The 13,882-nt window shown below is 63.8% G+C and carries 16 protein-coding genes and 1 tRNA gene; 10 read left to right on the top strand and 7 right to left on the bottom strand.

Translation table 11 applies throughout. The annotated features are described in order from the left end of the window. Window position 1 precedes the first annotated feature (1 nt). Window positions 2-1,090: a hypothetical protein gene (locus W930_RS0107915; RefSeq protein ID WP_023595540.1), complete on the bottom strand. Its 1,089-nt coding sequence runs from the start codon at window positions 1,088-1,090 to the stop codon at window positions 2-4. 234 nt (window positions 1,091-1,324) lie between these two features. On the opposite strand from W930_RS0107915, the gene W930_RS0107910 reads away from it, so the two are divergent. Further along, window positions 1,325-1,684 carry a hypothetical protein gene (locus W930_RS0107910; RefSeq protein WP_023871603.1) on the top strand — a complete coding sequence of 120 codons (360 nt, stop codon included), beginning with the start codon at window positions 1,325-1,327 and terminating at the stop codon, window positions 1,682-1,684. 28 nt (window positions 1,685-1,712) lie between these two features. On the opposite strand, the gene W930_RS0107905 is transcribed toward W930_RS0107910, so the two are convergent. Continuing rightward, window positions 1,713-1,958 (bottom strand): hypothetical protein, encoded by a 246-nt coding sequence (locus W930_RS0107905; RefSeq protein WP_023595542.1) that lies wholly within the window; start codon window positions 1,956-1,958, stop codon window positions 1,713-1,715. 238 nt (window positions 1,959-2,196) lie between these two features. Here W930_RS0107905 and W930_RS0107900 point away from each other — a divergent pair, with 238 nt between their 5' ends. The 7 genes from W930_RS0107900 to W930_RS0107870 all read left to right on the top strand — a co-directional run bounded on the left by W930_RS0107900 (window position 2,197) and on the right by W930_RS0107870 (window position 9,405). Next, window positions 2,197-2,520: a hypothetical protein gene (locus tag W930_RS0107900; RefSeq protein WP_025249017.1), complete on the top strand. Its 324-nt coding sequence runs from the start codon at window positions 2,197-2,199 to the stop codon at window positions 2,518-2,520. Between the two features lie 202 nt (window positions 2,521-2,722). Further along, window positions 2,723-4,729, top strand: coding sequence for a DUF2849 domain-containing protein (locus tag W930_RS0107895; RefSeq protein ID WP_023595544.1), 2,007 nt, complete (start codon window positions 2,723-2,725; stop codon window positions 4,727-4,729). After that, complete coding sequence (locus W930_RS0107890) at window positions 4,719-5,192, top strand: DUF934 domain-containing protein (RefSeq protein ID WP_023871601.1); 474 nt, start codon at window positions 4,719-4,721, stop codon at window positions 5,190-5,192. The genes W930_RS0107895 and W930_RS0107890 overlap by 11 nt, the downstream gene beginning before the upstream one ends. Window positions 5,193-5,457: 265 nt before the next feature. Beyond that, window positions 5,458-6,753: an MFS transporter gene (locus tag W930_RS0107885; RefSeq protein ID WP_023871600.1), complete on the top strand. Its 1,296-nt coding sequence runs from the start codon at window positions 5,458-5,460 to the stop codon at window positions 6,751-6,753. A gap of 101 nt (window positions 6,754-6,854) precedes the next feature. Beyond that, on the top strand, window positions 6,855-7,559 hold the full coding sequence (locus W930_RS0107880; protein WP_023595547.1) for a helix-turn-helix domain-containing protein: 705 nt from the start codon (window positions 6,855-6,857) through the stop codon (window positions 7,557-7,559). Window positions 7,560-7,613: 54 nt separating this feature from the next. Next, complete coding sequence (locus W930_RS0107875; RefSeq protein WP_023595548.1) at window positions 7,614-8,885, top strand: FAD-binding oxidoreductase; 1,272 nt, start codon at window positions 7,614-7,616, stop codon at window positions 8,883-8,885. Between the two features lie 154 nt (window positions 8,886-9,039). Beyond that, entirely contained in the window at window positions 9,040-9,405 is a 366-nt protein-coding gene (locus W930_RS0107870) for a cupin domain-containing protein (RefSeq protein WP_023595549.1), read from the top strand. Window positions 9,406-9,473: 68 nt separating this feature from the next. Here W930_RS0107870 and W930_RS0107865 read toward each other — a convergent pair whose 3' ends face one another. Then, window positions 9,474-10,307 (bottom strand): oxidoreductase, encoded by an 834-nt coding sequence (locus W930_RS0107865; protein WP_023871598.1) that lies wholly within the window; start codon window positions 10,305-10,307, stop codon window positions 9,474-9,476. A gap of 172 nt (window positions 10,308-10,479) precedes the next feature. Here W930_RS0107865 and W930_RS0107860 point away from each other — a divergent pair, with 172 nt between their 5' ends. Beyond that, a complete protein-coding gene (locus tag W930_RS0107860; protein WP_024788505.1) occupies window positions 10,480-11,391 on the top strand; it encodes an AraC family transcriptional regulator in 912 nt (303 codons plus the stop codon). Window positions 11,392-11,507: 116 nt separating this feature from the next. After that, a complete protein-coding gene (locus W930_RS0107855) occupies window positions 11,508-12,215 on the top strand; it encodes a VIT family protein (RefSeq protein ID WP_023871596.1) in 708 nt (235 codons plus the stop codon). Between the two features lie 49 nt (window positions 12,216-12,264). Here the strand turns inward: W930_RS0107855 and W930_RS0107850 are convergent, their stop codons facing one another. From W930_RS0107850 to W930_RS0107835, 4 genes are all read right to left on the bottom strand, one after another. Next, entirely contained in the window at window positions 12,265-12,462 is a 198-nt protein-coding gene (locus tag W930_RS0107850) for a hypothetical protein (protein WP_023871595.1), read from the bottom strand. A 277-nt stretch (window positions 12,463-12,739) separates the two neighbouring features. Further along, window positions 12,740-13,021, bottom strand: coding sequence for a hypothetical protein (locus W930_RS0107845; RefSeq protein WP_141571879.1), 282 nt, complete (start codon window positions 13,019-13,021; stop codon window positions 12,740-12,742). Window positions 13,022-13,097: 76 nt separating this feature from the next. Then, window positions 13,098-13,310 (bottom strand): cold-shock protein, encoded by a 213-nt coding sequence (locus W930_RS0107840; protein WP_023871593.1) that lies wholly within the window; start codon window positions 13,308-13,310, stop codon window positions 13,098-13,100. Between the two features lie 334 nt (window positions 13,311-13,644). Beyond that, window positions 13,645-13,721 (bottom strand) — tRNA-Pro (locus W930_RS0107835). Window positions 13,722-13,882 lie beyond the last annotated feature (161 nt).

The following is a 13,882-nucleotide window of genomic DNA, read 5'->3' as shown; positions in this document are numbered from 1 at the left end:
TTTATGGCGAGAGCATTGCGGCAAGCCGCAACAGTTCCCCCTGGCGATGGCAACCGGTCTTGCGCAAAATCGAGGAGAGTTGCGTGCGCAACGTGCTGGCGCTCAGCTTCAGCACCTCGCTGCACTCCCCGATGGTCAGCCCCGCCACAAGATGGTGGAACAGGCGCGCTTCGGCCTGCGTGAGCGCGAAATGGTGGCGCAGGGCGGCTTCCGTGGGCACATTGAAAATGCTGCGGCGTTCGATGCGAATCCCGACCGCTGAGCGCAGCCCGTGATTCATTTCGTGCCCCACGGCGCGCATCGTTAGGCGAAACGCGTTGCCCCATGAGTCGGGCAGTACGAGCGAGGCGGGTTCGCGTGAGGCGCCGACCCGTTGCAAGGCCTGCGTCAGGCGTGCCTGCCATTCGGACTGGCGATGCACGAGCTTGCGCTGCCGGATCATCAGTTGGCTGTCGTTGCCGCCGAGCAGCGAATCGAGTCCCGGCGCCGAGGCCAGTATCCAGGCGTCCGGGGAGGCGATGGCGAACCCCTCGCGCTCGGGGTCGAGCATCTGGCTGAGGATATCGAGGCTGGCGCGCGTGGCGGCGCGGCGCGTTGCGAAGGCAGCGGCGAGCTGTCGTTCGTACTCGGCGATTCGCGCAGCATGCGCAAAGGACGGTTCGACCACATGCATGCGCTGGATGCTCAGTGCCGTGAGGGCGTCGTCGTCGTTGCAGATCACCACGCCGACGAGCTGCTGTAGCTGGTGCGGCCGCATGAATTCGTTCCAGAACACGCGGTCGTTCGCCGATTCGTGCTTCAGCGCGATGGAGGAGTCGAACCAGGTGCCCGCCGGCGCGTCCCAGAAGCGCCGCGTCGAATCGTCATACTGGTAGAAGCGCTGGGAATATTCTTCGATCAGGCCGGCCTCATGCCCGGATTGCTCGACGAAGCGCACCGAACGGCTTTGCTTGTCGTGGCAGAGGAACGTGGCCGCATCCGCGCCGAGAAATTCGCGCGCCGTCTGCACGACATCCAGCCAGTCCGCCTGACCGGCGCCCACGGCCCGCACCGCTTCCGATGCTCGTCGAAAACTGACGTCGTCCGACATGGGACCCCCCGTTATCGCTTATTGCCGAGCCGTTGACTCGCTTTTTCGCGAAGTGTAGCAGAGCGGGCTGTCGATATTGATAGGGAAGTCTACTGTGATTTATGCAGGCGACAATGTGTCGCGTCGCTGCGACAATGCGAGCCATGCCGGGATCCGGCCTGCGCGAGGCGGTGTGAAAGCGCAAGGGCGCGGAGACCGCACGTTGCAACCGGGTCCATCCAACGGGGAGCCATTGTGAACCACGGCAAATTCATCGTCGTCTTTCTGAGTCTCGCGGCCGCATTGCTGTCCGGCCAGGCCGGCGCGCAGTCCTATCTGGGGGCGGGAGATCTTGGCAGCATCCGTCAGGCCAACCAGTCGCCGGCCCGAAACCCGGCGGTCACGGCGGTCGGTGCGCCGTCGATCGGCGTGACGGATGCCCAAAGCGCCAGCGCCACCATCAACCGCACCGCCAGCGAGCGCAACGGTGCCGCGTCCACGTCGAACGAACAGGCACTCTCGGCAAGAGAGCGCGCGCTCGACACGCGCGACCTCCAGCACCCCCGCCAGACCCGCTCGTTCGACGCCATCCCACGGCCCACGCGGGCACAGTGACCGCGCGTGCACGCGCCGCAACGTCGCGTTACTCGGCCATCGCGGGAATGGCGCCTTCCTGGAAAAGCACGCGTGGCGCGTCCATCGTGCCGTCTTCCTCGTCGACCAGCACCTCGTAGGCGGCGATCCCCGCGAAGCCGGACGCCATCGATTGTGCGATGCGCACCGCACCGAATTCCGTGCTTGCCTGGCGCAACTCGCCCGGCTGCAACACACCGTCCTTGTTCTTGCGGTACGGCACGACGATAAACCTGATGGATTTGGTGTCGCTCATGATGTCTCTCTCGATGATGGGAGTGATGAGCGGAAATGTAGCATGAATACTGTATAAAAATACAGGCATTTTGCGAGGCCCGGCACGCTCGTCTTTCGGGGCGCCGGGGCGTTCCGGTCCGAGGCGCGCGCCTGCTAATATGTGGCGTCGACGACGGCGGGCGAGCACATCGCCGGCGGACGCGCTCGGGGAGTTCGCCTCGAAACACTGGACGCAGACCATCGTGAGCGGGGAAGACATGAAAGTCGTTGCCGTGCAAGCCAATCTCGACGAGACGGTCGATCTCGTGCGCAAGTTCGCCCATGACGAGTTCGCCAGGTCCATCGGCGTGGAATCGCCGTCCGACCAGGACATCCGGGGTTTCCTGCTCGACCGTTTGCGCTGCATGCGCCTCAATGCCGTGGAGTCGGGCGCCGACCCCACGATCCAGCGGGTTTTCGACTGCGTGTACGTGATGCCTGTGTTCACAAAGGTCGAAGGCACCCGCGTCGTGGAGGCGCGCCTGGTGGTCATGCCCGACGCGAAATTCGCCCTGCGCGCCTATATCCCGATCTCCGACTAGGCGCGCACGCGCCGGCCGCTTGCCTGCCGCCACCTCGCCACGAGCCGCACCGGACAGGACGATGCGGGGTGGCGCGATGTCCAAACAACATCGCGTAATGTCTAAATTACTTCTTAATGGTCGTCTATTCCCGCTCAGCTTGATAGCCTGCCGGTCGACTCGCGACATGCGACCACAAAACAACAGGCATTGAGAGCGTGGAATGAATGCAGGCAATCTGATTTCGGCGAACCGGCTCGAAGACGGCTTGGTCGTCTGGCTGGACAAGCATCACGACTGGGTCGACGACCTTGCGAAGGCGGAAGTGTTCGATGAGCATGGCCTCGAGTCGGCCCAGGCGGCCGCGCAGGTCGCGCTGGCGGCCAACCGGATCGTCGATCCGATGCCGCGCCCGGCGCAGATCGGACCGACCGGCCCTGTGCCGGTGGATTTCCGCGAGCAACTGCGCTCGCGCGGCCCGTCCGTGCGTGCGGACCTCGGCAAGCAGGCATCGGACGCCGCCGTCCAGGCCGCGCTCGCCGACGCGCCGGCGCTGAGCGTCGCGCCGGAACATGCGGGCATCTATCGCTACGATCCGTCGGAGCGCGAGTTCCTCAAGGACCGTGCCAACGAGTTCGGCAAGCAGGTGGCGCGTCGCCTGAGCGGAGAACTGCGCGAAGACGACTTCAAGGTCTACCGCCTGATGAACGGCCTGTACCTGCAACTGCATGGCTACATGTTGCGGGTGGCGATTCCCTATGGCACGCTGAGTGCGGTTCAGTTGCGGCAGCTGGCCTTTGTGGCCAACCGTTACGACAAGGGTTACGGCCATTTCACCACGCGTCAGAACCTGCAATTCAACTGGCCGACGCTGACCGATGCTCCCGAGATCCTGTCGAAGCTCGCCGACGTCGACCTGCACGCCATTCAGACGAGCGGTAACTGCATTCGCAACGTCACGACCGATCAGTTCGCCGGCGCCGCCCGCGACGAGATCGTGGATCCGCGCGTATATGCCGAGATCCTGCGTCAATGGTCGACGGACCATCCCGAGTTCACCTATCTGCCGCGCAAGTTCAAGATTGCAATCACGGGCGGCCAGACCGACCGTGCGGCCGTGCGCTTTCACGATATCGGCATTCTCGCGCGCACCAACGAACGCGGCGAAGTGGGCTTCCAGATCTACGCCGGCGGTGGTCTGGGGCGCACGCCGATCGTTGCCACGCTCGTACGGGACTGGCTGCCCGAGGGCGATCTGCTGCGCTTCGTCGAGGCCATCCTGCGCGTGTACAACGCGCTGGGCCGCCGCGACAACATCTACAAGGCGCGCATCAAGATCCTCATCAAGGAAATGCAGCCGGCGAAGTTCATCGAGATGATCGAGGACGAATTCGAGCGTATCGCGCAAACGCATCGCCCGTTGCCCGACGAGGTCATCGCCGCGATTCGCGAGCGATTCATCGTGCCGGAATTCGCGACGCTGCCGGACACATCCGCCGCCTTCGAGCAGTCTTACGCGAGCGACGTCGATTTCCGTCGCTGGGTCGACACCTGCACCCATGCGCACAAGGTGCCCGGCTACATCAGCGCGGTTGTGTCGCTCAAGCCCGCCGGCGGTATCCCGGGCGACGCCAGTTCGCAGGAAATGCTGTTGCTCGCCGACCTGGCCGAGCGTTACTCGCACAACGAGTTGCGCGTGACGCACGAGCAGAATCTGGTACTGCCGCACGTCAAGCGCGACGAGCTCCATGCCCTGTGGACGCGCCTGAAGGCGGCCGGACTGGCGACGCCCAACATCGGCTTGATTTCCGACGCGATCGCGTGCCCGGGCCTGGATTACTGCGCGCTCGCCAACGCCCGCTCCGTGCCCGTGGCCCAGCGCATCGCCCTGCGTTTCACACCGGAGCAGCAACGCGACATCGGGCCGATCACGCTCAACGTGTCGGGCTGCATCAACGCGTGCGCGCACCATCACGTCGCGCACATCGGCATTCTCGGTGTCGACAAGGCGGGCAAGGAAAACTATCAGATCACGCTGGGCGGCTCGGCGGACGACAACGCCGCGGTCGGCAAGATTCTCGGCCCCGGCGTGAGCTACGACGACGTGCCGCAGGTGATCGAGAACATTCTCGATCGCTATCGCTCGCTCAGACACGAGGGCGAGCGCTTCATCGATACGCTCGCTCGTGTGGGCGCAGAACCGTTCAAGGGAGCTTTGAATGTTGATTGATCGAAACGGGCTGCCGGCCGCAGACGTCTGGACCTATCTCGGTGACGATGCTTCGGCGACGTCGGGGGCGCGCAACAAAGACGTGCTGCCGCTGGACGCCTGGCTGTCGGCGAACGCGCAAGGCGCGGCGCCTGCCGGTGTGCGCGTGCAGGGCCACGACGACCCGGAACGCATCGCGCCGTGGCTGGCGCAAGTCGAGCTCGTCGTGATCGAGTTTCCGAAGACGCGAGACGGACGGGGCTTCACGCTTGCCAGGGTGCTACGCGACAAGTGGGGTTTCGAAGGCGCCATCCGTGCCGCCGGTCCGTTGCTGCCGGACCAACTGGCGATGCTGTGGGCCTGTGGCTTCGACAGCCTGCTCTCGCCTTCGGACGTGCCGACGGCCCGCTGGCAAGAAGCTGCACAAGTCGCCGCCGGACGCGCGGCCCGCCCGCGCACGCTGCTTGCGCGCCTGACAGCTTGATGCACTCAGCGCGGTCGCCGACCGCACAGGGCCTCGACGGAAAGCCGCCAGAAATGGCGGTTTTTTTTCGCCCCAACGCGACGGCGCGACGGCAGGGGAGAGGCTCATGTTCATGAATCGGGGGAGTGAATTTCAATTTAGTGAAAATTTCACGTAAATATGTCGGTTAATTTCACATAGGTGAAATCTCTAATATCGACAGCGATTTCGGCTGCCCAGAATGCAGGCGCAGGTCACAGCAACGTCTCGCTCTGGAATGTCACATATGGAAAGCACCAAAATCGGTAGTTTCGTCGCCCGGGAGCCTCGCACGGGAAGCCGCACGCGCGACGTGATTGCGGCAAACTTCGGTACGTTTTTCGAATGGTTCGATCTTCTGGTGTACGCGATGTTCGCGATCACCATTTCCAGGCTGTTCTTTCCGCAGGGCGATCCGCAGTCGGCGCTGCTCCTGAGCCTGATGACGTTCGCGAGTTCGTTCCTGATCCGGCCGGTGGGGGCGGTGGTGCTGGGCATCATGGCCGACAAGGTCGGCCGGCGCGCGACGTTGAGCTTTGCCGCGATGCTCATGCTCGCCGGCACAATCCTGATCGCGATCTCGCCGACCTACGACGCGATCGGCGTCTGGGCGCCGGTGATTCTCGTGACGGGACGGTTGTTGCAGGGCTTTTCGGTCGGAGGGGAGTTCGGCACCGCCAACTCTTATCTGACGGAGCAGAGTGCCTCGCGCAAGGCATTCTTTGCGAGCCTGCAGTTCTCGGCGTCGGGGCTCGCCGTGCTTGCCGCGTCGCTTTTCGCCTATTTCTCCAACCACTTCCTCTCGCAGGACCAGATCTACGCGTGGGGCTGGCGCTTGCCATTCCTGTTCGGCTGTCTGATCGGGCCGGTCGGCCTGTACATCCGCTCCAGGATCGAGGAGACAGCCGACTTCGAGCAGGTCAAGCGCGAGGGGGCGACGGTGCACAATCCGCTGGCCGAGACGTTTCGCTCTCACAAGCGCTTTGTGCTGATCGGCGCCGTCGTGGCGGCCGCGGGCGTCGTTGCCAGTTTCCTCAATCTCTACATGCCGACGTTCGCCATCAACAATCTGGGGCTGACGAAGGACGACGCGTTCATCGCCTCGATCTGCAGTGGCGTGGTCTGCACGCTCGTGCCGATGCTCGGCGGGATCACGGCCGACCGGCTGGGCACGGTCAAGGTCATGCGCACGGCGCTGGTGCTGGGCGTGATTCTCGTCTTCCCGCTGTTCCAACTGCTCACGCGATCGCCCTCGCTGCTCACGCTGGCGGTGTTCCAGTGCACGCTCTCGGTCGTGTTCTACAGCTTCTACTTCTCGCCGATCGGCTCTCTGCTCTCGCAACTGTTCCCTACGTCCTGCCGCACCACCGGCGTGTCGATTGCCTATGTGATCGCGCAGACCTTCTTCGGCGGCATCACGCCGCTGGTGGTCGGTTTCATGGTGAAGGCCACGGGCAGCGTGATGGCCCCCGCTTACTACATCGTGGTCATCGCGGTCTTCGCGCTGATCGGCCTTTACGCCAGCCGCAAGCACGTGACGTAAGCCGTGCCTCGATATCTTTGAAGTATGATTGAAACTTGCCTGGCGCAAGTTTCAGTCCCCCCCCATTTGCGCCTTCGTCGCGATCCTGATTTTCCATTGCCATGCCATCGAAGCCGAAAGCCGCTGCCGTACCGACCTCCTCCGTGATTGCCGGGCATGAGCCGGAGACCGAGACGTTCGCCCCGGTGACGGGCGATTTACCCGAGGACGATTCGGCCCAGGCCAGCGACCGGGAGCTGGGCATGCGCCTGCGGGCGATGCGCACCGAGCGCAAGTTCACGCTCAAGGCGCTTGCGGCACGTACCCACATGTCGATCGGCATGTTGAGTCAGATCGAGCGAGGCGTGAGTTCGCCGTCGATGCGTTCGTTGCGCCAGTTGTGTCATGCGCTGGGGGTCGACGGTGCGGCGCTGTTTGCGTCGGCGCCGGCCGAGGCGGGAGGCGCTCCGAGCGCGACCGAACCGAGCGAGTTCGTCGTGTGGGCGAGCCAGCGCAAGCCGCTGCGCCTGGCCGGCTCGGGCGTGACGAAGTCGCGGATCACCCCGGCGAACTGTGCGTCGCTCGAGGCTTTCCTGATGGAGCTGGCGCCGGGGGCATCGTCCGACGCGAACTTGCTGGTGGCGAGCGGTGACAAGGTCGGCTACGTGCTGAGCGGCAAGTTGCGTGTCCATATCGACGACACCACGCTGTTGCTGGGGCCGGGCGATACCTACGGCTTCACGGGCAACCGGCCGTATCGCTGGGAAAACGCTTGGGACGACACGACTGTCTTCATGGTCGTGAACAGCAACCACTTCTACGTCTGAGCGGGTTCGCCGCGCGGGCATCCCGATTCATCTTCTCTTCTCGATGGGTAATTTATGGCTAGCGTTCTCCCCAAACAGGTCGATGTCGCGATCATCGGGGCCGGCATTATCGGACTGAGCACGGCGTGGGCACTGGCCAGGGCCGGCGTACGCGTGGCGGTGTTCGAGAAGGGCGTGATCGCGGGCGAGCAGTCGTCACGCAACTGGGGCTGGATCCGGACCGTGGGCCGCGACCCGAGGGAACTGCCGCTCGCGATGCACGCCATCGACCTGTGGAAGGAAATTCAGGCACAGCACGATGTGGGGTATCGGCAAACCGGTGTGGCCTATCTGGCGGAGACCCAGGCCGACATGGACGGCTATCGCACATGGCTCGACAAGGCGGTAGGGCTGGGTGTGCCGGCGCAACTGCTTGATCGTGAGCAGCTGCCTGGTCTGTTCAAGACACGCTCGGCGCGCGCCTGGATCGGCGCATTGCATTGTGCGGTGGATGGCGTGGCGGAGCCGGATCGGGCCACGCAAACGATCGCGAAGCTCGCCATCGCTGCCGGCGCGCAGGTATTCGAGCAGACGGCCGTGCGCTGTCTCGACCGCACGGGCGGACTTGCGAGCGGCATCATGACCGAGCGCGGGCGGGTGGCGGCCGATGCCGTGGTGCTGGCCGGTGGCGCGTGGTCTCGATTGTTCTGCGGCAATGCTGGCGTGAGTTTTCCGCAACTGAAGGTGCATGCGTCGGTACTGCGCACCACGCCGGTCGACGCGGGGCTCGACCTTGCGATCAATGGCAAGGATTTCACCTGCCGCAAGCGTGCCGATGGCGGGTATTCGGTGTCGCAACTGGGGGCGTCGGTGGCCGATCTCACGCCCGACAGCATTCGCCTGTGCCGGCAATTCTTCCCGGCGTGGCTCTCGGAGAAGAAGTATCTGAAGCTGCGCGTCGGCAAACGCTTTCTGGACGAGTTACGCATGCCGACCCGCTTTGGCGCGAACGACGTCACGCCGTTCGAAGTGCATCGCACGCTCGACCCGGCACCGGGAATGAAGTCGATTGGCGTGGCGCTCGACAAGCTCAAGCAGGCGTTTCCGGCGTTCGAGCCTGCGCAGGTCGCGCACGCGTGGGCCGGCTTCATCGACGTGACGCCGGACGCGATTCCCGTGATCTCGGGCGTCGATGGGGTGCCCGGTTTCTATCTGGCGTCGGGCTTCTCGGGCCACGGCTTCGGCATTGGTCCGGCCGCCGGGGCGCTGATGGCGGATTTGGTGCAGGGCAATTCGCCGCGCGTCGATCCGCACGCCTTCCGTCTGTCCAGGTACGACAAACGGTGAGCGACGGGCCTCGAACTTTCCCGGCATGACGAACCGAGGCAGGGCGTCGCGATGCGTGCCGGCTGGCATGTGTGTTCGTCGTGCGCTGTGCTTCACGCGCTGTTCGTCGTGCGATTCATTCCAGAATTTTTTCCCATCGATAACGAGGTGAGTTGTGGCCGAGAGTCATTCGCGTCTGGTGCGTTTCAGCGCCGGTCCCCTGGAGCATCCCATTGTCGGCAAGCCGAAGCGCCCGATGGAGGGCGATACCGTGTTTCGCAGCATGCAGGGCTTTGAAGGTAACGGGGGACGCGCGTCCTCGGGCGTCTGGGAGAGCACGGCGGGCAAGTTCCGGGCGGACACCACGGGCTATATCGAATTCGGTTACATCCTCGAAGGCGAGTGCCGCGTGGTCGATCCGGACGGCACGGTGCACGCCCTGAAGACCGGCGATCCGTTCGTGATGCCCGAGGGTTACAAGGGCCACTGGGAGGTCGACGAATTCGTCAAGAAGGTCTGGTTCGTGTCGCTCACGGATTGAGGCGGGGGCGCGCCGACTTGACTTGACGGGGCGGGAGCGCCGTGGCTCGCGGCATCGACCTGTCCTCGTCAACCGTCCGTCGAAACCGTGATCGCTTCCCACGCGTTGAATTCCTCGTTCAACGCGGACAGCTTTGCCCGAACGAGCCCGAGCGCGTCGCTGCCGAGCAGGAGATGCGCGGGAGGATGGTCCGCCGCAATGGCGGTCAACATGGCGCGCGCGGCTCGCACCGGGTCTCCCGGTTGCTTGCCGCTTTTTTCCTCGCGCGCACGCCGCACGGGATTGAACGTCTCGTCATAGTCGGCAATCGAGCGAGGCGTTCGCGCCATCGAGCGGCCTGCCCAGTCGGTGCGAAATGAGCCCGGCGCCACCGCCGTCACCGCGATACCAAACGGTGCGACCTCTTTGCCAAGCGCCTCCGAGATGCCCTCCAGTGCAAACTTGCTGCCACAGTAATAGGCGATTCCCGGCATCGTGATGTAGCCGCCCATCGACGTGATGTTCAGAATGTGGCCGCGGCGGCGCGCACGCATGTGCGGCAGCACAGCCTTCATCATGGCGACCGCGCCGAAGACGTTCACGTCGAACTGCCGCCGCATTTCCGAGAGTGGCGATTCCTCCATGATGCCTTCGTGCCCATAACCGGCGTTGTTCACCAGTACGTCGATCGGCCCGACCTCGGCTTCGATGGCGCTTACGGCGCCGTCGATACCGACGAAGTCGGTGACGTCGAGCACACGTCCCCACGCGGCGTTTGCCGACAGTGACTCGAATTCTCGTCTCGCCTCGTCGCTTCGCACCGTGCCGATGACCTTGTGCCCCGCCGCCAGGGCTTCGCGTGCAAGCGCGCGTCCGAAGCCGCTGCTGACGCCAGTGATGAGAAGTGTCTTGCCGGGTGTCATGGAGATATCTCCCAAATGTCGATGGAAGATTGCATGTTAGGCTTGTGAAGGTGCGGAGTTAATCCAAATTCCGCGAACTTTCTTGCACAAAACTATGAATCTCGGACCGGCTTCAAATTCGCTGTCTTCGCCGTCGCCACGGTCCGCACCTTCCCCGCGAGGTCGAACGCGCATGGTCGCCTTGCTGGAAGCGTTGGCGCCGGATGAGGGTTACAACCTGACGGCGCTGCCGAGCGTTCGCGTCCTGCGCTCGAATCGTCCGTTGTCGCGCACCCCCGTTCTGTACGATCCGGGCATCGTCATCGTCTGTCAGGGCACCAAGCGAGGCTATTTCGGTGATCAGCTATACCTATACGACGAGCAGCATTACCTGGCCGTATCGGTGCCCGTGCCGTTCAGCATGGAGACGGATGCCTCCGAAGATCGTCCGTTGCTCGCGTTGTACCTGCATCTGGATTTCGCATTGGCGGCCGAGCTTGCGGAGCGGATTGCTCACGAAGGGGGCGCGGCGTCGGGGGTGGCGCCGCAGAGCATGATGTCGACGCCGATGGAGGACGCGATGCGCGCCTCCGTTCTGCGCCTTCTCGAGGCGCTGCATCGGCCGCTGGAGGTGGCGGTGTTGGGGGAGGGACTGCTGAGGGAGCTATATTTCCGCGTGCTCACCGGCGCGCAGGGTGGCGCGATGCGCGAGGCGTTGGCCATGCGCGGGCAGTTCGGCCGGATCGGCCGCGCGCTGCGATTGATTCACGCGAACTACGCACAGCGTCTCGACGTGCGCCAACTGGCCCGGGAAGCGGGCATGAGCGTGCCGAGTTTTCACAGTCATTTCAAGGCGATCACGCGGGTCTCCCCGATGCAGTATCTGAAGTCGACACGGCTGCATCAGGCGCGTCTGTTGATGGTGCGTCGGGGGATGACGGCGGAGGCTGCGGGCCTTGCCGTGGGGTACGGGAGTGCGTCGCAGTTCAGTCGTGAGTTCAGGCGTCTGTTCGGTTCGACGCCCGCGGCGGAAGCCCGGCGTATGCGCGAGAGTTTCGCGATTCCGGCGGAGTTTGCCGATACGCCTTATGTCTCGTCGCACTGAATTTTGCGCGACCGCTTCACCCGGATGCTGCGCGGGAGCATACTGCGTCGCATGCGTGGCGGGTGTCGCGCATGAACGGACTGCCCAATGCGGTTTCACACGGATCGGAATCCTCAATGACAACGTTTCAACGCCGCGCTCATCCGGAGCGTCATCGCACCGAACACATCGGCTGGTTGCGTGCCGCCGTCCTGGGGGCCAATGACGGCATCATTTCCACGGCCAGTCTGGTCGCGGGCGTCGCCGCGGCCCATGCGAGCCATGCCAGCATCACGACCACGGCGGTCGCGGGACTGGTGGCCGGGGCCATGTCGATGGCGGCTGGCGAGTTCGTATCGGTCTATTCGCAGGCCGACACGGAAAAGGCGGATTTGACGCGGGAGCGCGAAGAGCTGAAGAACAGCCCCGAAGCGGAGCATCGGGAACTGGCCGCCATCTATGTACGGCGGGGCCTGGATCACCAGCTCGCGGACCAGGTCGCCACGCAACTGATGGCGCACGATGCGCTGGGCGCGCATGCGCGTGACGAATTGGGGATCTCGGAGGCGTTGAGCGCGCGTCCGCTGCAAGCCGCGCTGGCTTCCGCCGGGAGCTTCGCCGTCGGGGCCGCCATGCCGCTGGCGGTGGTTCTGCTGGCACCCGAGCAAAGCCTGCTCTATTGGGTGGTGGCAACGGCGATTGTTTTCCTTGCCCTGCTCGGTGTCGCCGCCGCCGCCGTGGGCGGAACGCCTTTGTTCAGAAGCGCCTTGCGCGTGGCCTTCTGGGGCACCCTGGCCATGGCGGTGACTGCCGGCGTGGGGGCCGTGTTCGGCACCACTGTCTGAGTCGGTAGACGGTTCGACCGCGGTGTAGCCGTCGCAGACGGCTACACGGTTACCACGTCGGTCGGATCGTGTATGCGTGCCGGAAATAGGCGCGGCCAAACTCGGTCGGTTCGAAGTGCGTGCCGACAGGGCGGATCAGTTCTCGCGCGAGCAACGCGTTGATCACCGCATCCGACGGCTGCTGAGGGCTTTTTTCCGCGATGCGCTGGAGCGCGGCGGTAATGGCTTGCGCTGAAAGGGCGAGCATGATGTGCTCCTGTTGGATTTGTAGGAAACCCTCGGGATTGCGTTTCGATAGAGACGCTCAGTGGGGGCGTTGAAGGGCGTGGACGGCCGGTGAGGCGCGCAACCGGGTCCATTTTCCAACGCGACCGTGTCGGCATCGTGTCGCGGAAGCGGTCTTTCGGCTGAGTTCCATGGCGTCATCAATCGACGCGACCGAAAGCAACCTCGCCGGGTTCGACGGCGCATGCCGCGCAAACGGAAACCAATGGGCGGGTGCGGTCATGGGCGTTATGTTGGCACTAGGCCTGCGCCGCGCTTCGGTCGAAAAAGCCGTCGACGAGCGAGCGTGCGTACTCATCGCCGGCGCGGCGTGCGTCACCGATGGAATCGAACAGCACGCTCTCGAGTCGAAAGACGCGCGAGTCGTCCGACGGCGCCCGGTCTTCCGCGTCGACCGGGCTGATCCGTACCGAGACGGCGAGTAGTCTTTCGTGCTTGCGCCCGTTCGGATCGCCGGCAGGGTCGTGAAACACCAACGTTTCCAGGCGAAAACCTCGATACGACGGGGTTATGTGGGACATATTTCCTCCGACGGGATGAGCAGATTCACGTCACCGTGCATGCGCGAGGCGAGCGGGAAGGCGGAGCGCGAAAGGATCAGGCGGGCTTGATGTTGGACGCCTGCAAGCCCTTGGGGCCGCGTTTGACGTCGAACGTGACGTGCTGATTCTCTTGCAGGCTGCGGAACTCGGTGCGTCCCTGCGGCTGAATCTCGGAAAAATGCGCGAACAGATCGTCGCTGCCGTCATCCGGCTTGATGAAGCCGAAGCCTTTGCTGTCGTTGAACCATTTGACGATTCCGGCGCTCATGTGAACTCCTGGTTTTCCCGGCGAGCCGACAACGCGAAATGCGTGACTGGGCGCCAGTGGCGGACAAACAAGAAATTCAGAGATCGGAAGTGTCTCGCAAAGATCGATGAGATCGACGCTTGATCGATAAACGTCAGACTTGATGTTCGATAGATCACTTATACGCGGGTTGGGTACCTAACACAATGAATATTGTGTAAGTGCACTTGCGCGCGACGCGACGTCCGGGGGCGCTCAGGTTGCCTGAAAGTCGGACGCGCGCCCGCGGTTGTCGGCTGGCACCGCTACAAACGAAAAACCCGCACAGCCAATGACTGTGCGGGTTTTTCTATTCTGGTCGGGGCGAGAGGATTTGAACCTCCGACCACCTGCACCCCATGCAGGTACGCTACCAGGCTGCGCTACGCCCCGTGAGAGATGCGTCTGGAAGAAGCATCGCTCGAAAGAACGCGATTATAGCAGAGCTTTTCGCGGGATTGAAAGGGTCGATGCGGGCCGGACGCATATTTTTTTGCGTGACGGGCGTCATCGCTGCGTTCGTCGCGCATCATGCATCGATTCACACCGAATTT

Source organism: Pandoraea sp. E26 (genome assembly GCF_000681415.1).
In the GTDB taxonomy this organism is placed as follows: domain Bacteria; phylum Pseudomonadota; class Gammaproteobacteria; order Burkholderiales; family Burkholderiaceae; genus Pandoraea; species Pandoraea pnomenusa.
The sequence above is the reverse complement of the archived record's forward strand: the minus strand, read 5'-3'. Positions and strand labels throughout refer to the sequence as shown.

Bases quoted from the DNA above. Each gene is read 5' to 3' on its own strand.
- W930_RS0107915 (WP_023595540.1), bottom strand. From the start codon at position 1,090: ATGTCGGACGACGTCAGTTTTCGACGAGCATCGGAAGCGGTGCGGGCC.
- W930_RS0107905 (WP_023595542.1), bottom strand. From the start codon at position 1,958: ATGAGCGACACCAAATCCATCAGGTTTATCGTCGTGCCGTACCGCAAG.
- W930_RS0107900 (WP_025249017.1), top strand. From the start codon at position 2,197: ATGAAAGTCGTTGCCGTGCAAGCCAATCTCGACGAGACGGTCGATCTC.
- W930_RS0107895 (WP_023595544.1), top strand. From the start codon at position 2,723: ATGAATGCAGGCAATCTGATTTCGGCGAACCGGCTCGAAGACGGCTTG.
- W930_RS0107890 (WP_023871601.1), top strand. From the start codon at position 4,719: ATGTTGATTGATCGAAACGGGCTGCCGGCCGCAGACGTCTGGACCTAT.
- W930_RS0107885 (WP_023871600.1), top strand. From the start codon at position 5,458: ATGGAAAGCACCAAAATCGGTAGTTTCGTCGCCCGGGAGCCTCGCACG.
- W930_RS0107880 (WP_023595547.1), top strand. From the start codon at position 6,855: ATGCCATCGAAGCCGAAAGCCGCTGCCGTACCGACCTCCTCCGTGATT.
- W930_RS0107875 (WP_023595548.1), top strand. From the start codon at position 7,614: ATGGCTAGCGTTCTCCCCAAACAGGTCGATGTCGCGATCATCGGGGCC.
- W930_RS0107865 (WP_023871598.1), bottom strand. From the start codon at position 10,307: ATGACACCCGGCAAGACACTTCTCATCACTGGCGTCAGCAGCGGCTTC.
- W930_RS0107860 (WP_024788505.1), top strand. From the start codon at position 10,480: ATGGTCGCCTTGCTGGAAGCGTTGGCGCCGGATGAGGGTTACAACCTG.
- W930_RS0107855 (WP_023871596.1), top strand. From the start codon at position 11,508: ATGACAACGTTTCAACGCCGCGCTCATCCGGAGCGTCATCGCACCGAA.
- W930_RS0107850 (WP_023871595.1), bottom strand. From the start codon at position 12,462: ATGCTCGCCCTTTCAGCGCAAGCCATTACCGCCGCGCTCCAGCGCATC.
- W930_RS0107845 (WP_141571879.1), bottom strand. From the start codon at position 13,021: ATGTCCCACATAACCCCGTCGTATCGAGGTTTTCGCCTGGAAACGTTG.
- W930_RS0107840 (WP_023871593.1), bottom strand. From the start codon at position 13,310: ATGAGCGCCGGAATCGTCAAATGGTTCAACGACAGCAAAGGCTTCGGC.